The 11681-nt window shown below is 71.8% G+C and carries 11 protein-coding genes, 1 tRNA gene and 1 riboswitch; of the genes, 9 read left to right on the top strand and 3 right to left on the bottom strand.

Annotated elements, in window-relative coordinates; all coding sequences use genetic code 11:
- The first annotated feature begins 518 nt into the window (after window positions 1-518).
- Window positions 519-1820: an MGH1-like glycoside hydrolase domain-containing protein gene (locus ACW9TB_RS29385; protein WP_472751320.1), complete on the top strand. Its 1302-nt coding sequence runs from the start codon at window positions 519-521 to the stop codon at window positions 1818-1820.
- Window positions 1817-2278, top strand: coding sequence for a hypothetical protein (locus ACW9TB_RS29380; RefSeq protein WP_472751319.1), 462 nt, complete (start codon window positions 1817-1819; stop codon window positions 2276-2278). Before ACW9TB_RS29385 ends, ACW9TB_RS29380 begins: the two co-directional genes overlap by 4 nt.
- A gap of 251 nt (window positions 2279-2529) precedes the next feature.
- Here ACW9TB_RS29380 and ACW9TB_RS29375 read toward each other — a convergent pair whose 3' ends face one another.
- Window positions 2530-2841, bottom strand: a complete 312-nt coding sequence (locus ACW9TB_RS29375; RefSeq protein WP_472751318.1) for a YtxH domain-containing protein — start codon at window positions 2839-2841, stop codon at window positions 2530-2532.
- A gap of 169 nt (window positions 2842-3010) precedes the next feature.
- Here ACW9TB_RS29375 and ACW9TB_RS29370 point away from each other — a divergent pair.
- The 3 genes from ACW9TB_RS29370 (at window position 3011) to ACW9TB_RS29360 (ending at window position 5567) form a co-directional block, all read left to right on the top strand.
- Window positions 3011-3086 (top strand) — tRNA-Asn (locus tag ACW9TB_RS29370).
- Between the two features lie 272 nt (window positions 3087-3358).
- The gene (locus ACW9TB_RS29365) at window positions 3359-4579 is read left to right on the top strand and encodes a nitric oxide synthase oxygenase (protein ID WP_472751317.1); all 1221 of its coding nucleotides are present in this window, start codon (window positions 3359-3361) and stop codon (window positions 4577-4579) included.
- A gap of 214 nt (window positions 4580-4793) precedes the next feature.
- Window positions 4794-5567 (top strand): enoyl-CoA hydratase-related protein, encoded by a 774-nt coding sequence (locus ACW9TB_RS29360; RefSeq protein WP_472751316.1) that lies wholly within the window; start codon window positions 4794-4796, stop codon window positions 5565-5567.
- 24 nt (window positions 5568-5591) lie between these two features.
- Here ACW9TB_RS29360 and ACW9TB_RS29355 read toward each other — a convergent pair whose 3' ends face one another.
- Entirely contained in the window at window positions 5592-6329 is a 738-nt protein-coding gene (locus tag ACW9TB_RS29355; protein ID WP_472751315.1) for a TetR/AcrR family transcriptional regulator, read from the bottom strand.
- 100 nt (window positions 6330-6429) lie between these two features.
- Here ACW9TB_RS29355 and ACW9TB_RS29350 point away from each other — a divergent pair, with 100 nt between their 5' ends.
- Both ACW9TB_RS29350 and ACW9TB_RS29345 read left to right on the top strand, forming a co-directional pair.
- Window positions 6430-7368, top strand: coding sequence for an ATP-binding cassette domain-containing protein (locus tag ACW9TB_RS29350; RefSeq protein ID WP_472751314.1), 939 nt, complete (start codon window positions 6430-6432; stop codon window positions 7366-7368).
- Complete coding sequence (locus ACW9TB_RS29345) at window positions 7361-8113, top strand: ABC transporter permease (RefSeq protein ID WP_472751313.1); 753 nt, start codon at window positions 7361-7363, stop codon at window positions 8111-8113. Before ACW9TB_RS29350 ends, ACW9TB_RS29345 begins: the two co-directional genes overlap by 8 nt.
- 103 nt (window positions 8114-8216) lie before the next feature.
- Here ACW9TB_RS29345 and ACW9TB_RS29340 read toward each other — a convergent pair whose 3' ends face one another.
- Complete coding sequence (locus ACW9TB_RS29340) at window positions 8217-8738, bottom strand: DUF402 domain-containing protein (RefSeq protein WP_472751312.1); 522 nt, start codon at window positions 8736-8738, stop codon at window positions 8217-8219.
- Between the two features lie 52 nt (window positions 8739-8790).
- A riboswitch (SAM riboswitch) is annotated at window positions 8791-8903 on the top strand.
- 41 nt (window positions 8904-8944) lie between these two features.
- Between ACW9TB_RS29340 and ACW9TB_RS29335 the strand changes: the two genes are divergently transcribed.
- Both ACW9TB_RS29335 and ACW9TB_RS29330 read left to right on the top strand, forming a co-directional pair.
- Entirely contained in the window at window positions 8945-9880 is a 936-nt protein-coding gene (locus ACW9TB_RS29335) for a glutathione S-transferase C-terminal domain-containing protein (protein ID WP_472751311.1), read from the top strand.
- A complete protein-coding gene (locus tag ACW9TB_RS29330) occupies window positions 9877-11634 on the top strand; it encodes an FAD/NAD(P)-binding protein (protein WP_472751310.1) in 1758 nt (585 codons plus the stop codon). Before ACW9TB_RS29335 ends, ACW9TB_RS29330 begins: the two co-directional genes overlap by 4 nt.
- Window positions 11635-11681 lie beyond the last annotated feature (47 nt).

Raw genomic sequence — 11681 nt, 5'->3', positions numbered from 1 at the left:
TGTCGGGAAACTCGGGTGGCGGTATCGGACACGTTCACCGCCTGCTGTCTGACGCGAGGGTCCCGCTAGCCGTTCCAGACCCCGGTGGCGTCGCCGCAGACCGGGGCCGCGCTGTTCGGCGGCGTCGGCGCTGTGGCCGTCGGGGGAGCCTCTTTCCGGGCCCGCGTCGTTCGGCGGTGTCCCCGCCGTGATCGTCGGGCGAGTCTCGTTGTTCGGCGGTGTTCTCGCTGTGATCGTCGGGGGAGTCTCGTTGTTTGGTGGCGTCCCTGCCGTGATCGTCGGGGGAGTCCCTTTTCCGGGCCCGCGCCGGTCACCGGGGAGTCCTCGTTTCCCGCTTTTCCGGGTACGCGCCGATCATCCGGTCCTTTGCCTCCCGGGTCCGCGCTGTTCCGGCCGGTCGCCCGAAGGGCCTTGTTTCCGGGCTCGCGCCCGTTCTGGGGGCCGTACGTTACCCCTGTTTGGTGCATTCGGGGTGGGCTGGACTGTTTTCCTGGCCGATACAGGCGCAGACTGGGCGGATGGAGTCGCGAGCGGCGGTCGACGACGCCGCGCTCGGGCGCGAGGCGTGGTCAGTGCTCGACGCGAACTGGACGGGGTCCGCGACCGTTCCCGCGCCCGGCCTTCACCCCCACCAGTGGAACTGGGACTCCACCTTCGTCGCGATCGGCCTCGCCCGCTGGGACACCCGCAGGGCGGGAACCGAGCTGATCAGCCTGCTGGCGGGGCAGTGGGGCAACGGGATGGTGCCGCACATCGTCTTCCACCCCGTCCGCGCGGAGGGCTATTTCCCCGGCCCCTCGGTCTGGCGCTCCCGGGACCACCCGGCCTCTCCCCGCGCCGTGTGCACCTCCGGGCTGACGCAGCCGCCGCTGCACGCGCTGGCCCTGTGGTGGATATGGCGGCACGCGGCCGACCGCGACACGGCCGTGGCCCTGGTGCGGCGGCTCTACCCGATGCTGGTCGCCCAGCACGGCTACCTCGCCGCCTCCAGGGACCTCGGCGGGGGAGGGCTGGCCGCGATCGTGCACCCGTGGGAGTCAGGGATGGACGACAGCCCCGCCTGGGACGCGCCGCTGGAGGCGCTGCCGCCGGTCCGCCACGCCTACCACCGGCGCGAGGAGCCCCCAGAGCGGCATTCCGACAGCCGCCACGACCGCTACATGGCGCTCGTCCTGGGGTACCGGGACTCCGGTTACGATCCGGCCTACCTGCGGGACGAGCACCCGTTCGCGATCGAGGACCCGATGTTCAACGGGATCTGGCTCGCCTCCTGCCAGGCCCTCGCCGAGCTGGCCCCGCTGGTGGGCGCGGACGCGGGCCCGTACCGGGAGGCCGTGGAGCGGATCCGCGCGGCGCTGCTGGACCGCCTCTGGGACGACGGTGTCTTCCGCGCCCGCGACCTGCGCGGCGGGCGGCTCAGCCCCGTGTGCACGGTCGGCTGCTTCGGGCCGATGCTCGACCAGGAGATGCCCGGGGAGCGGGTCGCGGAGCTGGTGAGGGTGCTGGAGTCGGCCCGTTTCATGGGGGCCGCCGGATACCCGGTGCCGAGCTGTGAGATCCGCGCCCAGCAGTTCGACCGGTCCTGCTACTGGCGCGGGCCCTCCTGGGTGAACACCAACTGGCTGCTGCGCCGGGCGGCGGCCGTGCACGGCCTGGCGGGGCTGGTGCGGGTGCTCGGCGCGGGCACCCTGCGCCTCGTACGGCACGCGGGTTTTCGCGAGTGTTTCGACCCCTTCGACGGCAGCGGGCGGGGCAGCCGAGACTTCTCCTGGTCCGCGGCGCTCACCCTCGACCTGCTGGCGGATACCGTGGAACGGTGAAGCTCTTCAATCGCACGCCCTCCGAGGTCCGCGCGGCCGTCGCCCCGGGCGACCGGGTGCTCGCCTACGCCGAGGGCCCCGACGGCTACGTGATCGCCGCGGACAAGGCCCTATACCTGGGCGGTGAGCGCCTGCCCTGGTTCCGGGTGGATCGCGGGGTGTGGGACGAGGAGGGGCTGACGGTCGGCACCACCGACGGGCGGTCGCACCGGGCGCTGCTGCCCGAGCCCGGCCGGATCCCCGAGGCCGTGCGGGAGCGGGTGACCGCCTCGATCGTGGTCAACCACTACGTCCCGCTGGACGCGCGAGGGGGAGTGCGGCTGGTGGCGAGGAAGGCCGACGACGACCGGCTGATCTGGGAGTTCGTCTTCGACTCCGGCCTCGACCCGGAGGATCCCGGCCTGCGCGCCCTCGCGGAGCAGGCGCTTGAGGAGACACGCCGAAGCTTCGGCGTCTGAGATCCCGGGACCGGGCCTCCGGACGAAGCCACCCGTTTCCGTGCGAACCGGGCTCCTCGTGCGGGGCCTGCGGGACCTGGGTCCCGCAGGGGTCGGGCTCCTCGTGGTCCCGTACGGGCCCTCCTCGCGCGGTCTCGTACGGGTCGGGAGCGTGAGGGATTCGGGCTCCGGAGACGCGAAAGGCCCCCGTAGGGGCCTTTCACACCGGCGGGCCTTCCCGGCCCGTGGGTGCCGACGGGGCGGCAGGAAGATCAGTAGGGCGCGTCGGTCCTCTGGTTCTCCGGCCAGCCGGTGCCCGTGTCGTCGTGCTCCTCGCCGTGCCAGCCGTTGGCCGAGCGCAGGAACGGCAGCCGGTTCCTGGCCACGTCGCTCACCTTGGTCCTCGCCACGTCCGTGGCCTTGGAGACCTGGGCTCCCACCAGACCGGCCGTCTCCTGTACGGCGGGGTTGTCGGAGACCCGCTGGGCCAGCCGCTTGATCTGCTCGTATCGTTCCCGGCCGGCGCGGCTCCCCAAAATGTAGCCAACCGCGAACCCCACCCCGAGCATCAGTCGATAACGCATGTCCACCTCCACAAGCATGTCCGCGGACCCTGTCCTGTGATCACTCGCGGATCGCCTCGTGTCGCACCTACCCCGGAGTATCGATGCGACACACACCCATGGAGTGCGCTAATCTATTCCTGCGCCGCAAGGAACGGGGAACACCCGGCCCGACCAGCGCAAAACGCAATCCCGTGTAGCTCAATCGGCAGAGCAGCCGGCTGTTAACCGGCAGGTTATAGGTTCGAGTCCTATCGCGGGAGCCAGTTGAAAGGCCCCGGAAGCCCAGCTTCCGGGGCCTTCGCCGTCTCCTGTCCCGATTCAGCCAGCCTCTCGCGCGCTGATTCGGCGGACAAACCACGGTGAATCACAGAAAATAGGGGACGCCGCGCCCGGCGCCGTCGTGATTCCGGCGAGCGAACCGGTGCGTGGCTGCCGCGGACAACAGTGATCGCAGCGGGGAAGGGCCGCAGCGTCGAGGGCACCGCGCCGCCCGGAACGGTCGTCGTGCCCGTGAGCCACAATTGGTGGTTTTTCTGTGCTGACCTGGCGAAGGTCCCGGCGGCGTGCGCCGGATCCGGTCCGCGACGTCCCCGGCCTCCTTGAGGTTCTGAGGGTTTCCGGCGGTGTCCCCGAGGTGCCCCCGGTCGACGTGGCGGCGGCCGAGGACTACCTCGGGCTGTTCCACGCGGAGAACCCCGGCGCGGGGGGCCTGCGGGAACGCCTGCGTGAGGTCCGGCAGGAGATCGCCAGGACCGGGACGTACACGCACACCCCCGGCGAGCTGATCTTCGGTGCCAGGGTGGCCTGGCGCAACAGCGGCAGGTGCATCGGGCGCCTGTACTGGCGCTCGCTGCGGGTGCGCGACCGGCGGCACGTCACCACGGCCGAGGGGGTCGCCGTCGAGTGCGTGAACCACCTGCGGGCCGCGGCGCCGAGCCGCCGGATCCGTCCGACGATCACCGTGTTCCCCCAGGACCGGCCGGGGGCTCCGGGGCCGCGGATCTGGAACGAGCAGCTCATCCGCTACGCCGGGTACGCGGTGCAGGACGGTTCGGTCGTCGGGGACCCCCGCTACACCGACTTCACCGCGATGCTGCGCGGGTTCGGCTGGCCCGGCGGTCCCGGAAGCCCCTTCGACGTCCTCCCGCTGGCGATCTCGGTGGGGGAGGGGCCGCCGCTGCTGGCCGCGATCCCCGGCGACGCCGTGCTGGAGGTCGCGCTCTCGCACCCCGTCCACCCGTGGTTCGAGCAGCTGGGGCTGCGCTGGCACGCGGTGCCGGTCATCTCGAACATGTGCCTGGAGATCGGCGGGATCTGCTACCGGGCGGCCCCGTTCAACGGCTGGTACATGGGCACCGAGATCGGCGCCCGCAACCTGGCCGACGCCGACCGCTACGACCTGATGCCGCTGATCGCCCGGCGCATGGGACTGGACACGGAAAGCGACCGCTCGCTCTGGCGGGACTACGCGCTGGTGGAGCTGAACGTGGCGGTCCTGCACTCCTTCGAGCGGGCGGGGGTGACGATGACGGACCACCACACCGAGTCCAGGCACTTCCTGACGCACCTGGAACGTGAGGAGAAGGAGGGGCGGGTCTGCCCGGCCGACTGGACCTGGATCGTGCCTCCCATGTCGTCCTCGGCCACGCCGGTCTTCCACCGCTACTACGAGGACCGGCTGCTGTCGCCGAACTTCGTCCACCACCAGGACTCCCTGGACCGCGCGCTCGGTCACCGGACCGCGACGGGAGCTTGATCCGGTTCGTGGCGGGACGCTCCCGGGGTTCCGCCGAGGTCCCGCTGTCGTCCCCGGCGGGCGCGCCGCCGAGGTGGCCGCCTGCCGGGCTCCCACCGCCAAGCGCGTCTCGCCCCGGTCGAGGATCTCGCCCGCTCGCACATGCTGACGCCGGAGAGGGAAAAGGTGTAGAACGATATTCTGTGGCTCTCCGGGCTTTCGAAGGGGATGCGGAATGGCCGATCCGGTGCTGTCGTCGATCGAGCGGGGCGTGCTGACGCTGACGTTCAACCGCCCGGACCGGCTCAACGCCTGGACCGACGAGATGGGCCGCCGCTACTTCGACGGGCTGGCCGAGGCCGAGAAGGACCCCGAGGTCCGGGTGATCGTGGTCACCGGCGCGGGGCGGGGATTCTGCGCCGGTGCGGACTTCCGGACGCTCACCGCCCTCCAGGACGGCTCCTACACGGGGCGGCCCGACCCGCGTCCCACCACCTTCCCGACCACGATCCGCAAACCGGTCATCGCCGCCGTCAACGGCGCCTGCGCCGGGCTCGGCATGGTCCACGCCCTGCTCTGCGACCTGGTCTTCACGGCCGCCGAGGCCAAGTGGACCACCGCCTTCGCCCGGCGCGGCCTGATCGCCGAGTACGGCATGTCGTGGATCCTGCCCCGCCTGGCCGGTCAGGCCAGGGCCATGGACCTGCTGCTGTCGGGCCGTACCTTCACCGGCGCCGAGGCGTACGAGCTGGGCCTGGCCGGTCGCTCTGTGCCGGGGGAGAGGCTGATGGAGGAGACGCTGGCCTACGCCCGCGAGCTGGCGACGCACAGTTCCCCGGCCTCGATGGCCGTGATCAAGCGTCAGGTCTGGGGTGACTGGCAGCGGAGCCTGGAGGCGTCGGAGCGGGCCGCGACGCACCTGATGGCCGAGTCCTTCGCCCGGCCGGACTTCGCCGAGGGCGTCGCCAGCTTCGTCGAGCACCGCGCCCCCGGCTTCCCTCCCCTGTAGATCCCTGTAGATCCTTCCAGGATCTCAGGTGGGCGGTTTTCCGGTCACGAGCACCGCGAGGCCGTCGAGGATGCGCTCCATGCCGAAGACGAACTCGTCCTCGGGGCCGCTGGACATGTCGAAGACCCGGGCTTCGAGAAGCTCGTGGATCTCGGGGAAGCGCTCGGCGTCGGTGAGCTTGGCGAGTGCCCGGCCGTAGCCGGACAGCGCCTCCTCGTCGGTGACCTGGGAGGCGTCGAAGGCGTCCTGGAGGTCGGCCAGGAGCGCCACCTCGGTCCTGACGAAGCCGTTGACCAGCAGCAGCGCCGCGGTCTTCGTGGCCGGGTCGAGCCCGGTGCCGCGCAGGCCGCGCAGCCCGGCCTCCATCCAGGCGACGTGGTTCGGCATGAGCCCCGGGCCGGTGATGGGGATGCGCAACGACCAGGGGTGCCGCTGCAGGGCGGCGCGCATGGCACCGGCCCACCGGTAGACGCCCTGACGCCAGTCGTCGCCCGGCTCCGGGAGCTGGGGCAGCGGGCCGAGCACCGCGTCGGTGATGAGCATGAGCAGGTCGCCCTTGGAGGAGACGTAGCGGTAGAGCGCCATCGTGGAGACGTCGAGCTCGGCGGCGATCTTGCTCATCGAGACCGCGGCGAGCCCCTCCGCCGAGCCCACCCGCAGGGCCGCCTCCACGATGTGCTCCAGGCTCAGGGTGCGTTTGGGACCCTTGCCCGGCCGCTCTCGCAGACCCCAGGCGATCTCCACGCTCTCCGGCACTTCCATCGCGCTCCCGGGCTTGACCGTCCTTTTCTGTGAGTGTATACCTTACGCAATATCGCGTATGACATAAACAGTAGAGCGTACGCCATACACAGGAGGGGTAGTGGAACCAGCGATAGAGGTGGTCGGCCTCACCAAGTCCTACGGCCCGGTCACCGTCCTGACCGGCGTCGACCTGCGCGTCGCCAAGGGCAGCGTGTACGCGCTGCTCGGTTCCAACGGCGCGGGCAAGACGACGACCGTGCGCACCCTGGCGACGCTGGTCACGCCGGACGCGGGACGCGCCACGGTCGCCGGGTTCGACGTCGTCCGCGACCGCCGCCGCGTCCGCCGTGCCATCAGCCTGACCGGCCAGCACGCGGCGGTCGACGAGCTGCTGACCGGCGAGGAGAACCTGAGGATGATGGGCCGCCTGTCCGGCCTGTCGCGCGGAGGGGCCCGCCGCAGGGCGGCCGAGCTACTGGAGCGGTTCGACCTGGTCGAGGCGGGAAAACGACGGGTCGGCACGTACTCGGGGGGCATGTGGCGACGCCTGGACCTGGCCGCGGGGCTGGTCGGCGCGCCGTCGGTGATCTTTCTCGACGAGCCGACCACGGGGCTCGACGTGCGCAGCAGGCAGGCGATGTGGGAGGTGATCACCCAGCTCACCGGCTCGGGCACCACCGTCTTCCTGACCACCCAGTATCTGGAGGAGGCCGACAGCCTGGCCGACAGGATCGCGCTGCTCGACGGAGGGCGGGTGGTGGCGGAGGGGACCGCCGACGAGCTCAAGGCGAGGGTCGCCGCCTGGCGGCTGGATCTCGTCCTGGCCGACGCGCGGTCGTTCGCCGAGGTGACGCGCCTTCTCGGGGCCCGTGCCGTCCACGCCGATCTCGCCAGGCTGACCGTCGGGGCGGCCACCGGCGGGAGTGCCGCGGAGATCCGTGCCCTGCTGGACGAGGTGGACCCGGGGCGTTCGGCGGTCGAGAGGTTCACCGTGCGAGGAGCCACGCTCGACGACGCGTTCCTCGCCCTGACGAACAGGGAGCGGGCCGGTGTCTGACCTCGTCGCCTGGCCGGTCATGACCGGCCGTGCCGTCCGCCTGTCGCTGCGCAACCTCGACGCGCTGCTCACCTCGTTCCTGATGCCCGTCCTGGTCATGCTGCTGTTCGTCTATCTGCTCGGCGGCGCGATCCAGACCGGCGTCGACTACGTCACCTACGCCGTCCCCGGCATCCTCGTCATGTGCGCCTCCTACGGCGCCTCGCTCACCGCGGTCGCCGTCAGCCAGGACATGAGCCGGGGGATCGTCGACAGGTTCAGGTCGATGGACGTCGGCGGCGGGGCGTTCCTGGGCGGGCACGTGGCCGCCAGCACCGTGCGCAACCTCGCCTCGCTCGCCGTCGTGTTCGCCGTCGCGTTCCTGCTCGGTTTCCGGCCGGAGGCGGGACTGGCGGGCTGGGCCGCGACGGTGGGGATCCTGGTGGTGTTCGTCCTGGCCATCTCCGCGGTCTCGGCCGTGGTCGGCCTGCTGTCCAGGACGCCGGAGGCGGCGGGCGGTTTCACCTTCCTCGTGATGTTCCTGCCCTACCCGAGCAGCGCCTTCGTCCCGGTGCACACCATGCCCACGTGGTTGCACGGGTTCGCGGAGAACCAGCCGGCCACGCCGATCATCGAGTCCGTACGCGGCCTGCTGCTCGACCGGCCCGTGGGCGGCGACCCGTGGAAGGCGCTGGCCTGGTGCGCGGGTTTCCTGCTGGTCTCGGCGGTCCTCTCCGGAGGGCTGTTCCGCCGCCGTACCCGCTGAGGTCGCGGGACCGCCCTCGGCGCGGCGCGGCGGTCCGTACGGGATGGACCCCACCGTGCCCCGGAGACCGGGGCGCGGTGGATTCGCTTCGAGGGGCCCGGGCTCAGCTGACCAGGGTGAGCCAGTGCGGCGCGTCCCCGAAGGGGGCGGTGCGGGCGGTGACGGCCTCCATCAGCCAGGCGGCCGAGGCGCGGGCGCTCTCCACCACGTCGGGCGGGTAGGCGTACGTGACCCGGTGCTCCTCGAACTCGTCCTCGTCGTCCAGGAAGACCCGGCCCGGACGGCCCTTCAGCAGGTTGCGGCGGGTCCGGATCACGTCGAGGTCCAGGTCGACCATGGTGACCTCGCCGTCGCTCCACTCCGGCACCGTGGAGATGTCGCAGTAGATCTCGTGCTTGTGCGGGGCGGTGTTGAACGCGGCCGTCCACCAGGCGTCGCGGGGGAAGAGCATCACGAACGGGTGCGGCCAGGCGACCGCGGGACCGTCCCCCTTGTGGCCGCTGGAGTTGGCCACGCACCCCGTCCACACCCCGTGCTCGTCCTCCCCGAGCAACAGGCCGCGGTGGTGCCAGTGCAGCGAGCCGTCGTACTTGCGGTAGACCACGTTCACGCTCTCATAGGACATTCCCCGACATTAAGGCTTGACAGAGATCTATGTATTTCCTACCTTCTAAATAGGTTAAGAGTGTCAGTGCGAAGCCCCGGCTGACTGACCGGCAACCCTCGCACCGCGGCGGGGTGCCCCCGGGGGAGACCAGGCGGCACGGTGGGCGTGCCGCAAGCGCGCGGACCCCTTCACGGGGGTCACCGAGACATGCCCGGGAGCGTCAGATGCCGAAGACCAGCACACTGAACCACGCGAGCCCCGTCGACCTCGACACCCACGGCCACTACCGGCCCGGTGGCAGGCCCGGCCCGCGCTACCCCTTCCAGGGACGGATCGGCACATCCGCCTTCCCCGCCGAGCCGGGGCGCTACCACCTCTACGTCGCGGCCGTCTGTCCGTACGCGCAGCGCGCGGCCATCGTGCGCTCCCTCAAGGGACTCCAGGACGTGGTCTCGCTCTCCTACGTCGACGACGAGCGCGACGGGCGCGGGTGGGCGTTCCGCGAGCGGCGCGGCGCCGACCCGGTCAACGGGTTCACCATCCTGCGGCAGGCGTACGAGGCGACCGAGCCCGGCTTCGACGGGCACGTCTCGGTGCCGGTCCTGTGGGACAGGACGACCGGCCGCATTGTCAGCAACAACTTCCCCGACATCACGATCGACCTGGCCACCCGGTTCGGCGGCGACCCCGAGGCCGACCTCTACCCCGAGGAGCTCCGGCCGGAGATCGACGAGCTCAACACGAGGATCTACGACATCGTCAACACGGCGGCGGGCCGGGTGGCGTCGGCCACCACCGAGGCCGCGTACACCGAGGCGCGCGGGACCGTGGTCGCCTTCCTGGACGAGCTGGACGCCCGGCTGGCCGACCGCAGGTTCCTGTTCGGCTCGGGGATCACCGAGGCGGACGTGCGGCTCTGGCCGACCCTGCTCCGCTTCGACCTGAGCGACAACCCGGCGGCCAGGATCAGCGAGCGCCCGCTGACCGCCTTCCCCAACCTGTGGGCCTACGCCAGGGACCTGTACGCCCACCCCGCCTTCCGCGAGAACACCGACTTCACCGTCATCTCCCACCGGCGGAGCGAGACGGACGCCTGGCGGATCCCGGTCGAGCCGCTGCACGCCGACTGGGACCAGCCGCATCGCAGAGCCGCCGTATGAGCGCCTCGATCGCCGTCGTCGGCGCGGGCCCGACGGGCACCTGCCTGGTGGAGCGCATCTGCGCCAACGCCACCGACCTGCTCGGCTGGCCGTCGCTGGACGTCCACGTGATCGACCCCCACCCGCCGGGGGGCGGGCGCGTCTGGCGGCGCGACCAGCCGGACCTGCTCTGGATGAACTCCGCCGCGGCCGACGTGACGCTCTTCACCGACGAGTCGGTACGGTGCGAGGGGCCGATCCGCCCCGGGCCCACGCTGGCCGACTGGCTCGGCGGCGACCCCGGCAGGTTCGCCTCCCGCCCGGCGCAGAACGGCTACCTCTCCCACGTCTTCCGGCACGCGGTGGCGACCGCGCCGCGCGGTGTCCGGGTGCACGTGCACGCCGCCCGCGCCGTCGACCTCGCCGACGTCCCCGGCGGCCAGGCGGTGACCCTGGAGGGCGGCCGGACCATCGAGGCCGACGCGGTGATCCTGGCCCAGGGACACGGCGACGTGACCCCGACGCGAGAGGAGAACGCGCTCGCCGGTCTGGCCGCGAGCGAGGGGCTGCGCTACCTGCCCACCGGCTACGCGGCGGACCTCGACCTGGACGACATCCCCGCCGGGGAACCGGTGATCATGCGGGGGATGGGGCTGGCCTTCATAGACCTGATGGTGCTGCTCACCTCGGGCAGGGGCGGCCGGTTCGTCCGCGAGTACGACGGGGAGCTGGTCTACCTGCCCAGCGGGCGCGAGCCGCTCCTGCGGGTGGGGTCGCGGCGCGGGGTGCCGTACCACTCCAAGACCGGTTACCCCTTCGCGGGCGCCCGCCCGCCGGTGCCGCGCTTCCTCACCCGCGAGGCGCTGGGCGAGGGGCCGTGGCACTTCCGCCGGGACGTGTGGCCGCTCGTCGCCAAGGAGCTGGCCTTCGCGTACTACCGCGAGCTCATCACCGCCCACCCCAGGCGCGCCAGGCTGGGCTGGGAGGAGTTCGAGGAGGGCTTCGCCGCCGAGGAGTGGCGCAGCCTCGGCATGCGCAAGCTGATCCGCGAGACCGTGCCCCGGCACCTGGACCGGCTCGACCTCGACCGGTTCGACCGGCCGCTGGACGGCATCCGGTTCGGCGACCAGGCCGGTCTGCAGAAGTGGATGCACGGCTACCTCGCCGCCGACCTGGAGCGCCGCTCCGACCCCGCGCACAGCGCCGACCACGCCATGATCCTCGGGCTGATCTCCGTCTACGGCGTCCTCGCCGAGCTGGGCGTCTCCGACCCGTGGTTCGGCGGGTTCTTCAGCTACGTCGCCAGCGGCCCGCCGGGACCCCGGCTGGAGGAACTGCGCGCCCTGGCCAGGGCCGGGGTGGTCACCTTCCTCGGCGCGAACCTCAAGGTCGACCACCACGACGGGCACTGGCGGGCCCAGAGCCCCACCGTGCCCGGCGGCGTGACGGCCACGACCCTCGTCGAGGCCCGGCTGCCCGCGCCCAGCGTGAGCCGGGCCGTCGACCCGCTCATCGCCGCGCTCCGCGACCGCGGCGAGCTCGACGAGGAGTCCGGCCTGGTGAACGTACGGCCCGCCGACCGCCGCCTGCTCGACAGGTCGGGCACCCCGCATCCCCGCAGGTTCGCCTTCGGCCCCTGGGTCGTCGGCGGCCGGGCCACCGGCGGCTTCGCCAGGCCCCGCCTCGACGCCCCGCTCTTCCGCCACGCCGACGCCCTCGCCCGGATCGTGCTGTCCGAGGCCGCCGGAACCCAGACAAGACGGCACGTCGCATGAAGCGCTCCGACCGGCACGTCGTACGGAACCAAGTAGTGAGAAAGCGC

Source organism: Streptosporangium sp. H13245 (assembly GCF_055690525.1).
This window is presented reverse-complemented; position numbering and strand designations above follow the sequence as displayed.